16 protein-coding genes are annotated in these 16,450 nt (G+C 42.9%); 4 read left to right on the top strand and 12 right to left on the bottom strand.

Annotation, left to right across the window (positions count from 1 at the left end):
• Positions 1-106 precede the first annotated feature (106 nt).
• The 3 genes from SLH55_RS07675 to SLH55_RS07665 form a co-directional block, all read right to left on the bottom strand.
• Positions 107-1,519, bottom strand: coding sequence for a SpoVR family protein (locus SLH55_RS07675; protein WP_219165737.1), 1,413 nt, complete (start codon positions 1,517-1,519; stop codon positions 107-109).
• A 404-nt stretch (positions 1,520-1,923) separates the two neighbouring features.
• Positions 1,924-3,114 carry an MFS transporter gene (locus SLH55_RS07670; protein WP_320323129.1) on the bottom strand — a complete coding sequence of 397 codons (1,191 nt, stop codon included), beginning with the start codon at positions 3,112-3,114 and terminating at the stop codon, positions 1,924-1,926.
• A gap of 406 nt (positions 3,115-3,520) precedes the next feature.
• Positions 3,521-3,823, bottom strand: a complete 303-nt coding sequence (locus tag SLH55_RS07665; RefSeq protein ID WP_219165739.1) for a DUF3889 domain-containing protein — start codon at positions 3,821-3,823, stop codon at positions 3,521-3,523.
• Positions 3,824-3,992: 169 nt separating this feature from the next.
• On the opposite strand from SLH55_RS07665, the gene SLH55_RS07660 reads away from it, so the two are divergent.
• Positions 3,993-4,247, top strand: a complete 255-nt coding sequence (locus tag SLH55_RS07660; protein WP_034763164.1) for a YhdB family protein — start codon at positions 3,993-3,995, stop codon at positions 4,245-4,247.
• 113 nt (positions 4,248-4,360) lie between these two features.
• On the opposite strand, the gene SLH55_RS07655 is transcribed toward SLH55_RS07660, so the two are convergent.
• From SLH55_RS07655 to SLH55_RS07630, 6 genes are all read right to left on the bottom strand, one after another.
• The gene (locus SLH55_RS07655) at positions 4,361-4,903 is read right to left on the bottom strand and encodes an NADPH-dependent FMN reductase (protein WP_320323128.1); all 543 of its coding nucleotides are present in this window, start codon (positions 4,901-4,903) and stop codon (positions 4,361-4,363) included.
• Between the two features lie 21 nt (positions 4,904-4,924).
• A complete protein-coding gene (locus SLH55_RS07650; RefSeq protein ID WP_219165741.1) occupies positions 4,925-5,560 on the bottom strand; it encodes a response regulator in 636 nt (211 codons plus the stop codon).
• 13 nt (positions 5,561-5,573) lie between these two features.
• A complete protein-coding gene (locus SLH55_RS07645) occupies positions 5,574-6,689 on the bottom strand; it encodes a GAF domain-containing sensor histidine kinase (RefSeq protein ID WP_219165742.1) in 1,116 nt (371 codons plus the stop codon).
• Positions 6,690-6,862: 173 nt separating this feature from the next.
• Positions 6,863-8,614 (bottom strand): phospho-sugar mutase, encoded by a 1,752-nt coding sequence (locus tag SLH55_RS07640; RefSeq protein ID WP_219165743.1) that lies wholly within the window; start codon positions 8,612-8,614, stop codon positions 6,863-6,865.
• A 323-nt stretch (positions 8,615-8,937) separates the two neighbouring features.
• Positions 8,938-10,479: a bifunctional GNAT family N-acetyltransferase/carbon-nitrogen hydrolase family protein gene (locus SLH55_RS07635; protein ID WP_219165744.1), complete on the bottom strand. Its 1,542-nt coding sequence runs from the start codon at positions 10,477-10,479 to the stop codon at positions 8,938-8,940.
• Positions 10,480-10,663: 184 nt separating this feature from the next.
• Positions 10,664-12,337, bottom strand: a complete 1,674-nt coding sequence (locus tag SLH55_RS07630) for an alpha-glucosidase (protein WP_320323127.1) — start codon at positions 12,335-12,337, stop codon at positions 10,664-10,666.
• 167 nt (positions 12,338-12,504) lie between these two features.
• Between SLH55_RS07630 and SLH55_RS07625 the strand changes: the two genes are divergently transcribed.
• The gene (locus SLH55_RS07625) at positions 12,505-12,930 is read left to right on the top strand and encodes a disulfide oxidoreductase (RefSeq protein ID WP_219165746.1); all 426 of its coding nucleotides are present in this window, start codon (positions 12,505-12,507) and stop codon (positions 12,928-12,930) included.
• Position 12,931: 1 nt separating this feature from the next.
• Positions 12,932-13,405: a thioredoxin family protein gene (locus SLH55_RS07620; RefSeq protein WP_219165747.1), complete on the top strand. Its 474-nt coding sequence runs from the start codon at positions 12,932-12,934 to the stop codon at positions 13,403-13,405.
• Positions 13,406-13,584: 179 nt separating this feature from the next.
• Here SLH55_RS07620 and SLH55_RS07615 read toward each other — a convergent pair whose 3' ends face one another.
• Entirely contained in the window at positions 13,585-13,983 is a 399-nt protein-coding gene (locus SLH55_RS07615) for a YhcU family protein (RefSeq protein WP_257474854.1), read from the bottom strand.
• A 174-nt stretch (positions 13,984-14,157) separates the two neighbouring features.
• On the opposite strand from SLH55_RS07615, the gene SLH55_RS07610 reads away from it, so the two are divergent.
• The gene (locus tag SLH55_RS07610) at positions 14,158-15,042 is read left to right on the top strand and encodes an RluA family pseudouridine synthase (protein WP_320323126.1); all 885 of its coding nucleotides are present in this window, start codon (positions 14,158-14,160) and stop codon (positions 15,040-15,042) included.
• 54 nt (positions 15,043-15,096) lie between these two features.
• Here SLH55_RS07610 and wrbA read toward each other — a convergent pair whose 3' ends face one another.
• Together wrbA and SLH55_RS07600 are read right to left on the bottom strand one after the other, a co-directional pair.
• Entirely contained in the window at positions 15,097-15,711 is a 615-nt protein-coding gene (wrbA, locus tag SLH55_RS07605; RefSeq protein ID WP_219165750.1) for an NAD(P)H:quinone oxidoreductase, read from the bottom strand.
• A gap of 76 nt (positions 15,712-15,787) precedes the next feature.
• On the bottom strand, positions 15,788-16,198 hold the full coding sequence (locus tag SLH55_RS07600; RefSeq protein WP_219165751.1) for a DoxX family protein: 411 nt from the start codon (positions 16,196-16,198) through the stop codon (positions 15,788-15,790).
• Positions 16,199-16,450: the final 252 nt, after the last annotated feature.

Raw genomic sequence — 16,450 nt, 5'->3', positions numbered from 1 at the left:
ATCTCCTCCTCAGATTTCCTTATTATTATGTATAAACCCGTCCACCTTTTTTAGAACCTAAAAAAGAGCCCCATCAGGATTTTCTCCTAAATGCGGCTCTTTCCTGCTATAGATATTTCCGTTGCACACTTCTTCCATCATACGTAAACAGCATATCACGGTTCTCCACATGAGTTTCAATATGGACCGGTCTTCCCCAGAGCTGATGCAAGTAAGGTAATACCTTCTCCAAGTATTTTATATCCAATTCAACATCTTCGAACCAGTGCTTGAGATAGAGCTCGCCACTCTTCATATAATCCCCGTCATTCACCGTGATGTAAGGAAAACCGCCATTCACCCTCATGCCGACGAGCTGATCTCGCACATGAGTCCATTCCTTATCGACAATTTTATAATCCTTTCCTTGTTTCTGGAACAAATACATATCTTCTCTCGTCACCAGATCCTTCGTCAAATAGTTTCGTAAGAAGGAGATATCCGATTCGATTTCACGGACTTCAAACATTTTTTCACGTCCGGAATTCGGTTTCACCCCACGCCTCTTCATTTCTTCAGTCGGATTATCAAAACGATCTTCAATGTCTTCGAATATTTTCAATCCGAGGTAATATGGGTTGATCTGTGTACGGGAAGGCTGTACAACACCGGCATTCAGCTTTGCGAATTCGATGGATTCACCGCTCGTCAAATCCATTTCCCGTATGATCCGCTGGTGCCAGTACGAAGCCCACCCCTCGTTCATGATCTTCGTTTCAAGCTGCGGCCAGAAATATAACATTTCCTCCCGCATCATAGTCAAAATATCCCGCTGCCAATCCGACAGTTCCCTGCTGTACTGTTCAATGAAGAGAAGGATATCTTTTTCCGGCTGCGGAGGAAACTTCTTCTTCACTTTTTTCTTTTCCCTGCTCTTCGGCTTTTCGTCAAGAGACCACAGATCATCATACGGGGACGCATGGCTCACTTCTTCCTCTTCCCACTCTACATCATCCATCGTCCATGAGAGCTTCGGACGCATCAGGGAAGGATCGATATGTTCATCTACGGCAAGAACCGCATCCAGAAAGTTCTCTACTTCCTGCTTCCCATGTTCGATCTCATACATACGTACCCGTTCAGCAGTCGCTGCCATGCTTTCCACCATATCCCGTTTCGTATTCTGGAAACGTACATTATTCTTAAAGAAATCACAATGAGCCAGCACGTGAGCCACGATCAGCTTATTTTGAATAAGCGAATTTGAATCCAGCAAAAACGCATAACAAGGATCGGAATTGATCACGAGCTCATAAATCTTACTCAACCCCAGATCATATTGAAGTTTCATCTTATGGAACTGCTTTCCAAAACTCCAATGAGAAAACCGGGTCGGCATCCCATAAGCACCAAATGTATAAATAATGTCAGCAGGACAAATTTCATATCGCATAGGATAAAAATCAAGTCCAAAACCGGCTGCAATCTCCGTAATTTCCCCTATCGCATTCTGTAACTGCTTCTGTTCCTCTAAATTCATTTTCATCCCCCTCTTTATACTCTTATCTAAATGTATGAAGAGAAAAGGGATTTGATGAGAAGAAAAGCGGAAGGGCTTTGCCAGAGGCGACAAGCATAAGTCAAGGTGGCATGAAGGTGTGCCCTTTCACCTTCTTGACAGCTTGACTTATGACCTCGAGCCTCTAAGCCCTGGAGCTGGACATAAAGAAAAGCGGAGCCGGGTTGGGCAGGCCCGACAAGCATATGGCGAATCCACATAAAAGGCGCTTTTTGCCTTTTTTGTGGATTTGACTTATGACCTCGAGGGACTACCCGGCGGAGCTGGACAAGAAGAAAAGCGGAAGGGCTTTGCCAGAGGCGACAAGCATAAAGCAGGACATACAAAAAGGGCTGTTCCCTCTTTAAGGAACAACCCTTTCTGTATTACGACTTTAAATCCTTTTGCAGAAACCACACAGGAATAAGTGTACCTAGCAGCAACAGGGCAGACAGCGTGAATATCATGGAAATACTCAGCACTTCAAGGAGCAGCCCTACTCCAACCGATGATAAGCCGAACAACAGCGTGGTCAATGCTCCTTGTGCCGCATAAATCTTTCCCAGTTCTTCAGGAGGGGCACTCTCCTGCAAAAATGTCTGAAGCACAACATTTTTAATCTGATCAAACAACCCGAACACAAAGGACAGGGCAAGTGCCACGAGGGCCATCTTGTTCCAAGCAAAGACAACGGTAACCCCTGAAGTGACAATCATACAGAAAGGAAGCCACTTATACCGATGCTTTGAGAAGATACCATGAAGCTTAAATATGGCATAGGAGGCAAGAACGAGCCCGACAAAAAAGCTGGCGTTTATGAACCCCCACCATTGTTCCCCGCGCTGAAGCATGATATCCACATACAAATAAAGAACGGCCGCTATCCAGACAGTTCCCGAAATTGACTCCAGCCCGTAAATCCAAAAAACGGGAACCAGTCCTTTACGTCCTTTCACTTCTGACCATCCCTCCCCAAGCTGTTCCCACCAAACCTTGCGAACTTCCAAAGTGGTAGTCGGAATAACCGGAAGCTTCAGCATAAAAAAGGTACTAGCCAAAAACAAGACAATCACAACGATAAAAACATTCTTATCACCAAGTATCGCTAATAGAATTCCTCCCAATGCCCAGCTTGAAAACTGAATTGTCTGGTCGACGGTTGAAAGAAACCCGTTCGCCCCCATCAACTCTTCCCGCTTCACAAGAAATGGCACATAGGAATTTCGGGCAGGCAGGGCCCATCCATCCAAAAAGGAAATGATACTCGCACACGCAAGATAGAACCACACATTTCCCATTTGGAGAACCATCAACAGAAGGAAGACACACAGGAAAAAGGTCTTTCCCATTTGAGAGTACGCGATCAAACTCCTCATCTGAGTCCGGTTCAACAGTAATGGTGCCGCCATACTGCTGATAAACCTGGAAAACGTAATGACTAAAGGAACGGCCGTCATATACACGGCGGATCCTGTCAGAGTGTAGACAATGGAGATCAGTCCTACGATATAGAACACATCCCCCATATTGGCCAATGCCTGGCCGAACCATAGATTTCTAAATGCATTGGAATGCATATCTCTTCCTCCCTTTATTCAGTTCGTATAGGTAAGAAAAGAACGGCATCACATTGGAAAAAGGTCCCCTTTCAGAATCGCAAACGATTTATGTATAGTGTTATTTTAGCAAACCGAAGCTTATTATGCAGGTACTACTTTAACTAATCATAATATTTATGTGAGGAAGTCAGATTCCATATCCCAACTCTCTATACTCCATTGTTTATTTACCATTAAACTTGTGCCACTTTCAGTCCAACTTGTACAACATTGAACGTAACTCGTTCCACTTCAGGAAGAACTTGTGCCAAAGCATGTTGATCCAACGGGATCCAGGTCATAATACCCTCCATCAGCCACACTACTGCCAGCCTCCCCCAAAACAAAAAAAGCCTTCTTTTATAGAAGACTTTATCTGCTTACGTTATTCCTTCACAGAAATATTCAGTACCTTTTCATTGTCCAGATCATGCACAACGATGACTACGACTTTTTTCTCAGCATCATTTTCCTGAACCGTAAATTCAAATGCATCGGACACTTTGTTCTCTGACATTTTTTTACGACCCTGATACTGATAATCCTTTACAGGCTGGCCGGGATAGTCTTCTTTGATCACCGCTGTCGCAATGCGTCCGAACTTCTTATAGTCGCCCTGCTCTGCATTGACCTGACTTGAAAACAGTAGAAAAAATACAGTTGATAAGATTACGATTACTTTCTTCATTTTTTATCACCTCTGTTAACGTTACATTACATAGGATGAATAAAATGAACGTTTTTATTCACCCAATACAAGGAAAACCAGCGTTTGCAACAGTACCAACTTTTTCAGAGAAATAATTGCGGTTTTCTCGTGCACAATAGGAGTACCCCTTCAGAAGGAGGGAAACCAAGTGAACAAAGTCGATTACGACCGGGCCTTGTATTACACTCACCGATCAGAATGGGATAATCTCTTGATCCTCATGGTGAGAACGAAGGATGACCTTCTTTCGAAAAGAATTGAACATTTCTTACACGCGTATCACTTTTCAAACGATTACACGGTTGTAGAGCGTAATCTCTATACGCTTTTACGATATATTGAACATGCAAATTTCACCTATAGTGTCGAGCAACCACTTCAGGAAACCTTTGCAGAGATGTAACACAAAAGAGAATTCCACCTATGGCTGATCCAATTAGCATGCGCTATTGGATCAGCTTTTATGTGATTTGAAGGTACAATCAAAAAAAACCGGCCCAATGCCAGTTTTTTTATTTAAGAAGAAGATATTTCACTTTTGACAAGCGCCGCAGCCTTCATATAAACTTTCAATTCATTCATCAAACCATCGACAAGTTTCGCAGGTTCTTCCAGAAGTCCGTCTCCCTCATAGTCGAAACAATGTGGATCAAGGACCAGCTGCTTCGGAATGACATTTGCATATACTCCGCGACCGACGATGCGAAGATTGTTCAAGCAGTTGATGCCGCCTTTTCCTCCACCTGCACAAGCGAGTAGGGCTACAGGTTTGTGTGCGAATTGTTCACTGCTCAAGAAATCCAATGCGTTTTTGATGGCCCCGCTCATACCACTGTGATATTCAGGGGAAGCTAAAATGACGGCATCTGCTTCCTTCACTTTTTGTTTGAGTGATTGAACGGCCTGAAGCTCCGCCTGATCTTGTTCTCCCGTATACAATGGAAGGGTTCCATCACTTAAGTCAATGAGTTCACAGTCGTACTTACGCGCAATGAATCTTGCAGCAATTCCCGTACGACCATGTTTCCTGGGGCTTCCGTTAATAATGACGATATTCATGATATAAAATCCTTTCTCCATTTAATTTATTGTCAACTTATGCTTTACGGCATACAAAGCCGCCTGTGTCCGATCCGATACTTCCAGCTTGGAAAAGATGTTCGAAATATGGGTTTTTACCGTTTTCTCCGTTATATAGAGGCTAGAAGCTATCTCTTTATTACTCTTCCCCTTGGTAAGCTCAATCAAAACATCCTTCTCCCGTTTGGTCAGTTCATGGATTTTGTGGGGGGGTTCCTGTTTCGATATCCTTGTCAGTAAATGATTGGTAGCTTTCGGGTGAAGAGAATTTTCACCCGATAAAAGCTTTCGGATGCTGAGTACTAATTCATCGGGTTCAATGTCCTTTAACTGGTACCCTGCCGCACCTGCTTCGATAGCAGGAATGACGTGATTCTGATCAGAGAAGCTCGTCAGCATCAGAATTTGTATGTGGGGATGATTCTTTTTTATCTCCCTGGTCGCCTGTATACCGTCCATGACGGGCATCATCAGATCCATTAGTATAATGTCGGGATTTACGTCTGCCGCCATTCGAACCGCTTCCGCTCCATCCTTTGCTTCTCCTACAATATCCAGGTCCTTCTGGGTTTTCAAAAAGAAGACCAATCCCCTGCGCACAACGTGATGATCGTCTGCTATCAATACTCTAATCATTGTCCGGCACCTCCTAATACGGTATTTGAACTGATATGATCGTTCCTCTTCCAAGCTGGCTGTCGATGGTAAATGTACCCCCGATGCTTTTCACACGTTCCCTCATGCTTTGAATCCCCACTGAAGGCAGGGACTGCTTCCTGTCATAATGAAATCCGTTGCCTCTATCTTCAATCGTTAAAAGAATGGATTGTGCATTGCTTTTCATGGTATAGAGAATCGTTTTCTCCCCGGAATGTTTTTTGCAGTTATTCAATGCTTCCTGACTGACACGCCACAACACTTCTTCTATTTTAGAGCTTAAGGAAATGACCCCCACCACTTTCGTTTCCAAGGTCAACCCAAGCATTTCTGCATAACCTTTGGCCGCTTCCACCACTCCATTTTCCAGGCCATGAGGTCTCAATTGCCAAATGAGGGCCCTCATTTCCGATAATGCCTCCTGTGCAAGACCTTGAATTATTTTGAAGGTATCCTTTACATCTTCCTCCCTGGTCATTTCTGCCCCTCCCCTGGCCGTTAACGTAAGGGAAAACAACAACTGATTGACCGAATCATGAAGGTCTCTTGCCAACCGGTTCCTCTCTCCGATCAACGCGACTTCCTGCTCTTTTTTCGTCAATAATATGCGTTTAATCGCAGAACCGATTTGAAAGGCAACCGATTCAAGAAGAGCCAGTTCATCAGTGGAAAAGTGGGTCTTGTTCGGCGCGGCGACATTCAATAACCCAAATGACTCATTCCCTGACTGAAGGGGAACTGTTGCATGATATGTAATATCATCCGTTTCTCCCCTGTTCTCTTCGATCGCCTGCTCAATCCGCTGGCATTCAATAATATTGGAGGCTTTGGTGAGCTTACCTTTACGGAAACGATTTACGCACCAGCACCCTCCCTTATTCATCAGCTCGCACTTACGGTCCGATAGGGATTCTGGCAGATTTTCATAAGAAACCAGTTCGTGACTTCCTTCCTTTTCAATGAAAAAGATCCAGCCTGTCGTGAAACTTGAGCCCCTGATCAGTTTCTTTAATGCACCTGAAAGCATGGAAGCAAGCTCTGTTTCATTATTCAGCAATTCGGCTATCTCTTTCAAAAGCCCGATATTTGAAAGGGATTCCTGATTCATGTTCATCGTCCTCTCCGATCCTACACTACTAGTATATAGAATTTACACAAAACCGGTATTATCAAAAAGAATGAAACGTTCTACGACCTTTGACCGAAAACACATGTTCTCCTTATAATTCAAAAAACAAGAGATGCAGGAACACATCTCTTGTTTCAACATACGAAAAGGGTTTACACCTCTCCTACAGATGAACTGATCATCGTCTCCACTTTTGCCATGATGGCATTCTCGAGAGCTTGTAATTTATCATCACTATCTCTTTGTGTCTCACCGATGACGCTGAAGTAAAATTTGATTTTCGGTTCAGTTCCAGATGGACGCAGGCAAATCCATGACCCGTCTTCCAGATGATATTTCAACACATTGGAAGATGGAAGATGGATGGATGTTTCCTCACCAGATACTAAATCCACTTTTTTACTTACCTTATAGTCTTCTGATGAGACAACACGTAAACCGGCCACCTCTTTCAACGGTTCATCCCTGAAGTCCTTCAGGATCCCCTGAATTTGTTCAGCTCCTTCTTTTCCTTTCAGAGTTAGACTTTTCAGCCCTTCCTGATAGAAGCCGTGCTTCTCAAATAGTTCATTCAATACATGATAAAGCGTTTTGCCTTCTTTTTTATAATATGCAGCCGCTTCCGCTGCCATCAACACAGCTTGAATCGCATCTTTATCACGTGCGAAATCGCCGATCAAGTAACCATAGCTTTCTTCATAGCCGAATAAAAATGAATATTCACCGGATTCTTCATACTTCTTGATTTTTTCACCAATGAATTTAAAGCCAGTCAGCACATCCTCGACTGAAGCTCCATAATGTTCAGCAACTTTGCGTCCCAATTCAGATGTAACGATGGTTTTGAATACTCGTCCGTTTTCAGGAATACTGTTCTTTTCCTGTTTGCGGGCAAGGATATAATCAAGCAGAATGGCACCAGTCTGGTTTCCGGTTAGGAGTATATACTCGCCTGTTTCCCCTTTTACGGCTACACCTAATCGGTCGGCATCGGGATCTGTCGCAATCAGGATATCTGCGTCGATTTCCTTCCCGTCACGTATGGCGTATTCAAATGCTGCTTTATCTTCCGGGTTAGGAGACTTTACAGTCGTGAACTCAGGATCCGGCACTGCCTGTTCCCTTACGATATGAACTTGCTCATATCCTAATGCTTTCAGTCCTTTTTCAGCCATCTTCAAGGCTGTACCATGCAGTGGTGAAAATACGATTTTCAGATCCGATTCCTTGGCGATCTGAGGCTTTTCAGAAATTGAAATCAGGTGCTCCAGGTAGGATCGGTCGATCTCTTCCCCGACCATTTTGATCAGGCCGGATGATTTTAATTCTTCTTCAGTCTTAACATGGATTTCCAATTCGTTTTCAACGGCATTCACTTTCCCGATCACTGCATCGGCAACATGTGGAGGGAGTTGTGCTCCATCTTCTCCATATACTTTATAACCATTATATTCGGGCGGGTTATGACTTGCCGTTACCACGATGCCTGAGAAAGCATTTAACTGTCGGAGGGCAAAAGAAAGCTCAGGTGTCGGCTTCAATTCATCGAAGACATACGTTTGGATACCATGGGTTGCCAGGGTTTTCGCTGACTCCATGGCGAATTCAGGTGATTTATAACGGGAATCGTAAGCGATTACAACACCGCGATTTTTAGCCTCCTGGCCTTGTTCTTCTATGTATCGTGCCAATCCTTCAGAGGCTTTTCTGACTGTATAAATGTTCATCCGATTGGTTCCGGGACCGATTTCTCCCCTCATCCCACCAGTACCGAATTCAAGGTTTTTGTAGAATGCGTCTTCTAAGGACTTTTCGTCGTCTTTCATTGACACTAACAGTTCATTGACTTCTTCATCCAGATTTGAAAAGCTGCTCCATTTTTCCCAAGATGTTTTCCAACTCAAAACGATCCCCTCCTAATGTTGTATAATAATGAATTCTATCATATATTGTAGAATTCCTTCTAAAACAATCCGTCAGTTGTCGACAGGATTCGCTCAGTCCTTATTTTAGCATAATTTTTCTTCAGACCTTTTGCCTTTTTCTCAAAAGCTGTTTTCCTTCTTTAAGTTGCAAGTGGTGGTTGATTTCTTTGTGACTAATATACTCTATCCATTTTAGTAGTTAACCGAGCCGTGACATTTTTCAATATATAGAAATTAACTTAAATAAAATATACACAATAAATACCCCGCTGAACGATTCAGCGGGGTCATTTTTATTTCCCTTATTTTTTATAATTCACTCCATATACATCATGTCTCCGGTCTTTGAGCTGACGTACTGTCCCTGATTGACGTTGTCGGCGAAGGACTTCAAGGTCGACGTCGCCGATCATGACCATTTCGATGTTCGGGTTGGTTTCCCCGACGATTCCGTCACGGGCAAACTCAAAGTCAGATGGAGCAAAGATGCCTGATTGAGCGTACTGAATATCCATATTTTCGGTTTGCGGAAGGTTTCCGACCGTACCGGAGATGACCGTATAGATCTGGTTTTCAACAGCGCGTGCCTGTGCACAATATCTTACTCGAAGGTAGCCTTGTCGGTCCTCTGTACAGAATGGGGTGAAGATGATTTTTGCGCCCTTGTCTGTAGCAATGCGAGCAAGTTCAGGAAATTCAATGTCATAGCAGATCTGGATCGCGATTTTTCCGCAATCCGTATCGAATACCCTGACAGAATCCCCAGGGCTGATCCCCCACCACTTCCGTTCATTTGGTGTGATATGGACTTTGTATTGCTTTTCTATCGTTCCATCACGGCGGAACAGGTAAGCAATATTGTAAATTTCATCATTCTCTTCTTTAACGAAGTGCGAACCTCCGATAATGTTGACATTGTATCGAACCGCAAGATCTGTGAACAATTCAATATAGTCTTCTGTGAAATCTGTCAACCTTCTAACGGCAAGGCTCGGTGATTGGATATTCAGGAAAGACATCAGCTGCGTTGTAAAGATTTCAGGAAATACGACGAAATCCGATTTTGCATCAGAAGCAACATCCGTGAAGTATTCAACCTGATTCGCAAACTCCTCAAAGGAGTTGATTTTACGCATCATATATTGTACGACGCAGATCCTGACGGGATAGCTCGTCTTGAAGTGACGTTTGCTCGACGGTCGGTAGTCGACGTTATTCCATTCCATCAGTGTCGCATATTTATGGGAGCGCTTGTCGTCGGGTAAGTAGTTCGGGTTGATCCGCATCAGGGTGAATCCATTCAGTAGCTGGAATGAAAGCACTGGATCATAAATCTTATGTCGCCCAACTGAATCCACGTACTCTCTTGGGGACATTTCTTCAGAATGCTTATAGTAATTCGGGATCCTTCCCCCGATGATGATACTCTTTAAATTCCACTGTCTCGCGAGATCTTTCCTTGCCTCGTATAGTCGGTGCCCTACTTTCATGCGCCGGTATTCAGGGTGCACCATTACCTCGATTCCATATAAATTATAACCATCTGGATTATGATTCGTTATGTAACCATTATCCGTTACATCATCCCACGTATGACGGTCGTCATATTCATCGAAGTTGATGATCAGGCTGGAACAGGAACCGATGATTTCACCGTCTAATTCCGCCACGAGCTGTCCTTCTTGGAATACTTCCAGGTGACTTTCCAGATGCTCCACTTTCCATGGATCCATCCCTGGAAAACAGACAGACTGCATATTGATAATATCTTGAATGTCCTTATGTTCCATTGGACGGATGATCATTTTCTTTTCAAACTGTGATAAGTCTAGTTTTTCTGCCATCTATGATCGACTCCTTCATCAAATACGTGAATTATATACCCTTATGGTGCACTGTTGAAACGAAGTTCATGACAGTGCATTTCTTTTATTTTAGCAAAGGGGCATGGATGATTTGAAGAAATTTGATTTATCAGTCGTTCGGATTTTTCTTTATCTGAAACCCTTTTGTCCCAGACTCCTTTCTTTATCCTTTAATATAGTAAGCTGTTGCCTCCCATGGCATTAAAGTAAAGACATCTTTACTATGCTGTTCTTCGTTCGTGATTAAAATCTCTGCCTTTGTGATGTCAAAGGAATCAACCCTTTCGATGACCTGCTGTTCACCTGAAACATTACAAAGGACCAGGACCTTCTCGTTACCGTATGCCCGGGTGTACGCATATACGGAAGGATGATCGGCATAATGGAGTTCAAATGATCCGTACGGAATGATTTCATGCTCTTTCCGTAATGAGATCAATTTTTGATAGTGGTAAAAAACTGATCCTGGATCTTTTAATGCTTCTTCAGCGTTGATCTCTATATGGTTCGGATTGCTCCTGATCCATGGTTCCCCTTCACTGAACCCGCCATGTTCACCGCTGGTCCACTGCATAGGGGTTCTGGCATTGTCTCTTCCCTTTACATAGATGGACTCCATAATTTCCTTAGGATCCTTCCCTTGTGACAGCTTTTCACGGTACATGTTCAGTGTTTCGATATCCTTGTACTCATCAATGGAAGAGAATCGGACATTGGTCATCCCGAGCTCTTCTCCCTGATAAATGTAAGGAGTCCCCTGCATCAGGTGAAGAAGGGTAGCGAGCATTTTCGCCGACTTCACGCGATGTTCCCCATCGTCACCGAGTCTTGACACAATTCTCGGCTGATCATGGTTGTTCCAATAAAGACTGTTCCAGCCCTTACCATGAAGTTCCGTTTGCCACTTCGTCAAGATTGTTTTCAATTTAACCAGGTCAAATGGAATCACATCCCATTTCCCACCGGGGCCTGAGTCCACGTCCATATGTTCGAATTGGAATACCATATTCACTTCATCCCGGTCCTCGCCCGTATAAAGGACAGCTTCATCCGGTGTAACACCAGGCATTTCCCCGACTGTCATAATGTCATAGTGAGAAAGGACTTCCTGGTTCATCTCTTTAAGAAATTCGTGGATGCGTGGACCGTTCATAAAGAATTCATGACCAGAAGCAAACCTTCTCCCCTCCGGATTTGGTGCATCAGGAAGGCCGGGAACTTTTGAAATAAAGTTGATAACGTCCATCCGGAAACCATCGATTCCTTTATCCAGCCAGAATTTCATCATGTCATAGATTTCCTCACGGAGTGTTGGATTCTCCCAGTTCAGATCGGGCTGTTTTTTGGAAAAGATATGAAGGAAATATTCTCCTGTTGTATCATCATACTCCCAGGCAGAACCGCTGAAAACAGACTCCCAGTTATTCGGCTCTTTTCCGTCTTTCCCTTCCCGCCAAATATAATAATCACGGTATGGATTATCCTTTGATGACCTTGATTCCATAAACCAGCCATGCTCATCCGAAGAATGATTCACCACTAAATCCATGACAAGCTTCATATCACGGTCGTGCATTTCCTGTAGCATCTCTTCCCAATCGGCCATTGTCCCGAATTCATCCAGGACCTTTTTATAATTGCTTATATCATAACCATTATCGTCATTAGGGGATTCATAAACAGGAGATAACCAGACCACATCAATCCCCAGTTTCTTTAAATAATCCAATTTAGAAATAATTCCTTGAATATCACCAATACCATCACCGTTGGAATCCATAAAGCTGCGAGGGTAAATTTGATAGACGACCGATTCTTTCCACCATTGTTTTGTCATATGTGCTTTCCTCCTGTAAGATCCGTTGGAATCAAGCAAGCGGTTTCTGCAACCGCTTGCACAAATCGTTAAAAAAATATCATATTTCTTCATAAAGTTTTCTTATTTTACTTTTATAATAATAACATACTATAATTTGATAGAATATACGAAGAAAGGAATTCTCTATGAATAAAAAAGCAGATTCTCTGTTATTCCTTGCATGGGCTTCCTCCCTTATCGCAACTCTCGGGAGCTTATATTTCTCTGAAATTTTGAAATACGAGCCTTGCGAATTATGCTGGTATCAGCGTATTTTAATGTATCCGATGGTCATTCTATTAGGAGTTGCTTATGTACGAAAAGATTTTCAGGCGGCATTATATTCTACCATCCTATCCGGTATCGGGCTTATCGTTTCAATGTATCATTATTCCATCCAGAAGGTTTCGTTCTTATCAGAAAGCGCACCTGCCTGCGGACGAGTCCCGTGTACAGGCGAATATATCAACCTGTTTGGTTTTGTTACGATCCCGTTTTTAGCCCTGACCGGTTTCATTATCATTTTCATCTCAAGCGTAATGGTTTTAAAAGCAATAAAGGAGGACAAATAGATTGAAGAAAATCATCATATTCCTGGTGGCGATTGTCGGATTATTTGCAGCCATCGCCATTGTCACAAGTATCCAGAACAATCAGAAAGCGGAAGGAAATAAGTTCAAGAAAGCGAAATTGAATCCGGCAACCGTTGAACTTCTGGACGATCCAAACTACCAGAATGTCATTCTTCCGGAGGAGTTGGAAGAGAAGATAAAGAACAAAGAAGACGCTACCGTATATTTCTACAGTTCTACTTGCATTCATTGTAAAAGGACGACACCTACACTGGCACCTCTTGCCGAAGACATGGGAGTCGATATGGAACAGTACAATCTGCTTGAATTCGAACAAGGCTGGGATCAATACGGCATTGAAGCTACTCCCACCCTCGTTCATTATGAAGATGGGAAAGAAATGGCAAGGATCGTAGGAGAGCATCCTGAAGAGGACTTCAAGAGATTTTTTGAAGAGAATGTGAAATCAGAATAAAAAAAAGAGGGGCTGACCTTTCCACAGGTCAGCCCCTTTCAAGTGAGGAGGAATTTCAAGATGAAGATACATTGTATCTTCGAGATTAACTTATTAAAAAGTATTTTCCCCACAAAAGAATCTTCTAAACATATTTATCAGAATTTCACAAAATATCTAACTTCTTCGCTCGTGTCGCGTTACACAAGCAGTTGATTATCTGCTCTGGAATAAATGCTTAAATTATGCTTGCAGTCAGATTCCTCACTGAATTGTTCATACGATAAAGGAAAGAACATGCCGAAACTTTGGAGGATCCCAGCATTGTGATAAAACATATCTTCATATACTTCTTCACTTGAGCCGCTTTCAACGATTGAAATTAATGTTTGTAAACTTGAAATCACTTGGAAGGCTTCCTTCAGGGTTCCAAAATATTCAAAGTTTCTCGTCGTCGTATGTAATACTTGCATATCATCGAATTGTTCGATTTCTTCATCTGTAAAATAATCAGGGAAAATAGTACAATACATATACTGTATGAGCTCCTGAATTTTATCTTCCTGTTCATGTGTTGATGCTAGTAACACTTTCACCATCATAACCCACCTTTGTAATGGTTGTAATCTCTCTGTAATAGATATATTAAGGATAACATAGAAGTAGAACCAACTGCGTGGTAATTATACCCATGAATTGGTTCGAAAAGGGGTTGCGGTAGGAATTAATACCCATATAAGTATAAGATATTTGTCATTTAAAGGAGTTTTTTGATGAAAACATGGAGAAAAGGCGAAGAATTCGACCTAGTCATTCCAGATAAATGGAAAAATGTAACGATTGAAACAATTCTTAGAAAACATTGGGAAGCACCGAAGAAACTGGTTCATTCCATGAGGATGTCCGGTGATATTAAAGTAAACGGACAGATGATTACCTGGACTGAACCCCTTTCTCCGGGTGATGTGATGCAGATTCATTTGTTTAAGAAAACAGCCTATGATGTCCCTCCGGCCTATGGTGAAATCGATGTATTGTATGAAGATGATCACTTGATTGTCGTGAATAAACCTGCAGGGATCGATACTCATCCGAATTCCCCCGATGATGAGGATACCTTGGCCAACTACGTCGCTTTCCATTATCAGGCAAAGGGTGAAAGCTGCAGGGTCATGCATATCCATCGCTTGGACCGTGATACATCAGGGGCGATCATCTTTGCTAAGCATCCTCTGAGTAAAGCGATACTTGACCGGCTACTTACCGAACGAAAAATTAAGCGCACCTATTTCGCCCTTGCCCACGGACATTTGAAAAAGAAAAAAGGTACCATTTCTGAACCGATTGGGAGGGACCGGCACCATAATTCAAGAAGAAGGGTGTCGCTGAACGGTCAAAGTGCCGTCACCCATTATAGAGTAGTGGAATATCGGGGAACGACTACATTTGTGGAAGTTGAATTAGATACGGGGCGAACTCATCAAATTCGTGTACATATGAGCCATATCGGCCACCCTCTTGTGGGAGACCGCCTTTATGGTGGAAAACCGCTACTTAAGCGCCAGGCATTGCATGCAGCCCGTATTGCATTCCCGCATCCGCTGACGGAAGAACCAGTCGAATGCGAGGCGAAGTGCACCGATGATATTGGTCTTTGAAAAAAAAATGAGTCACGCTTGGATGAGCGTGACTCATTTTTTTATACAGATGGATTACTTCAATCCGTTTTTCACTGCTTCAGCGATCTGAATGGTACGGCGTGTCTGGTGTTTTACTGCTGGCTCCACCGATTCCACCATATTGCCTTCCTGGTCCACTGTCACACTCGTTCCGTAAGGATTCCCGCCGGTAGTAAAGCTTGACTGATCTGTATATCCCGGAGCGGCGATAATGGCACCCCAGTGCATCATGGTTGTGTAAAGGGCCAGTACCGTCTGCTCCTGTCCACCATGTGAGTTACTTGCAGATGAGGTGGCGCTCACAACTTTGTTTGCAAGTTTCCCGTTGAACCAAAGTCCACCGGTCGTATCCAGAAAGGCTTTAACTTGAGAAGGCACGTTTCCGAAACGGGTCGGGACATTGAAGAGATAAGCATCTGCCCATTCAAGGTCATCAAGGGTTGCTACGGGTACGATATCTTTTGTTTCATTATAATGCTTTTCCCATGCCGGATTTGAAGCGATCGCTCCTTCTGGTGCTGTCTCTTCAAAACGAAGCAGCTTCACTTCTGCACCTGCTTCCTTCGCAGCTTCTTCTGCCCATTTTGCCATTTGATAGTTGGTTCCTGTTGAACTGTAGTACATGATTGCCAATTTTACGTTCGTCATAAATAAAATCTCTCCTTTTTTCATTCATTTCTATATTAAATGGGTGAAACACAATTTCAGGTGGCGGCCAGGTCAATCAAGTGAATAACAAGGCATCCAGTGAATAAGATCCTGCTCCGATGAGGGCTACCCCTAAAGCAACAACGATAAGCATCACATTATATTCTGTACCGTTTTGGGTCACCCAATAACCGTTTGCTCCATGTACCTTTACGATTGCCACAATCATTGTGCCGATAATGAGCAAAGCAGCCAGTGGTGTAAGAAAACCTGCAGCGAACAGTACTCCTCCCGCCACTTCAGAAATCCCAGCGAGAAGCGCCATCGTCCTTCCAGGCTTGATTCCTATAGACTCGAAGAAACCTCCTGTTCCCTCTAGTCCGTGACCCCCGAACCACCCAAATAATTTCTGAGTTCCATGGGCAGCGAACGTCAATCCCACTACTAAACGAATAACCAATAAACCTAACGCAGCTAATGCGGTCATTTCTATTCCTCCTTATGTTTTCCCATCGAGATTTAGGTCTAAACAATTCAACTTCAATTATTTTTACATCAATTATCTTGAATTTGAGATATATGATTAAAAAAAGAGACAAGTTATCTCGAATGTGATTATTTTGATTTCGAGATAATTGTATAATACTCTTCTCATCTCTGTCAATGACTTTTTTCATTTTTTTACATACAGGTTAAAAAAAAGAGATCCGTTCGTAAACGGAACTCTTCAATATAAAGT

Origin of the sequence: Rossellomorea sp. YZS02, from assembly GCF_033963925.1 — a bacterium.
GTDB lineage: Bacteria > Bacillota > Bacilli > Bacillales > Bacillaceae_B > Rossellomorea.
The sequence above is the reverse complement of the archived record's forward strand: the minus strand, read 5'-3'. Positions and strand labels throughout refer to the sequence as shown.

Bases quoted from the DNA above. Each gene is read 5' to 3' on its own strand.
- SLH55_RS07675 (WP_219165737.1), bottom strand. From the start codon at position 1,519: ATGAATTTAGAGGAACAGAAGCAGTTACAGAATGCGATAGGGGAAATT.
- SLH55_RS07670 (WP_320323129.1), bottom strand. From the start codon at position 3,114: ATGCATTCCAATGCATTTAGAAATCTATGGTTCGGCCAGGCATTGGCC.
- SLH55_RS07665 (WP_219165739.1), bottom strand. From the start codon at position 3,823: ATGAAGAAAGTAATCGTAATCTTATCAACTGTATTTTTTCTACTGTTT.
- SLH55_RS07655 (WP_320323128.1), bottom strand. From the start codon at position 4,903: ATGAATATCGTCATTATTAACGGAAGCCCCAGGAAACATGGTCGTACG.
- SLH55_RS07650 (WP_219165741.1), bottom strand. From the start codon at position 5,560: ATGATTAGAGTATTGATAGCAGACGATCATCACGTTGTGCGCAGGGGA.
- SLH55_RS07645 (WP_219165742.1), bottom strand. From the start codon at position 6,689: ATGAATCAGGAATCCCTTTCAAATATCGGGCTTTTGAAAGAGATAGCC.
- SLH55_RS07635 (WP_219165744.1), bottom strand. From the start codon at position 10,479: ATGGCAGAAAAACTAGACTTATCACAGTTTGAAAAGAAAATGATCATC.
- SLH55_RS07630 (WP_320323127.1), bottom strand. From the start codon at position 12,337: ATGACAAAACAATGGTGGAAAGAATCGGTCGTCTATCAAATTTACCCT.
- SLH55_RS07625 (WP_219165746.1), top strand. From the start codon at position 12,505: ATGAATAAAAAAGCAGATTCTCTGTTATTCCTTGCATGGGCTTCCTCC.
- SLH55_RS07615 (WP_257474854.1), bottom strand. From the start codon at position 13,983: ATGGTGAAAGTGTTACTAGCATCAACACATGAACAGGAAGATAAAATT.
- SLH55_RS07610 (WP_320323126.1), top strand. From the start codon at position 14,158: ATGAAAACATGGAGAAAAGGCGAAGAATTCGACCTAGTCATTCCAGAT.
- wrbA (WP_219165750.1), bottom strand. From the start codon at position 15,711: ATGACGAACGTAAAATTGGCAATCATGTACTACAGTTCAACAGGAACC.
- SLH55_RS07600 (WP_219165751.1), bottom strand. From the start codon at position 16,198: ATGACCGCATTAGCTGCGTTAGGTTTATTGGTTATTCGTTTAGTAGTG.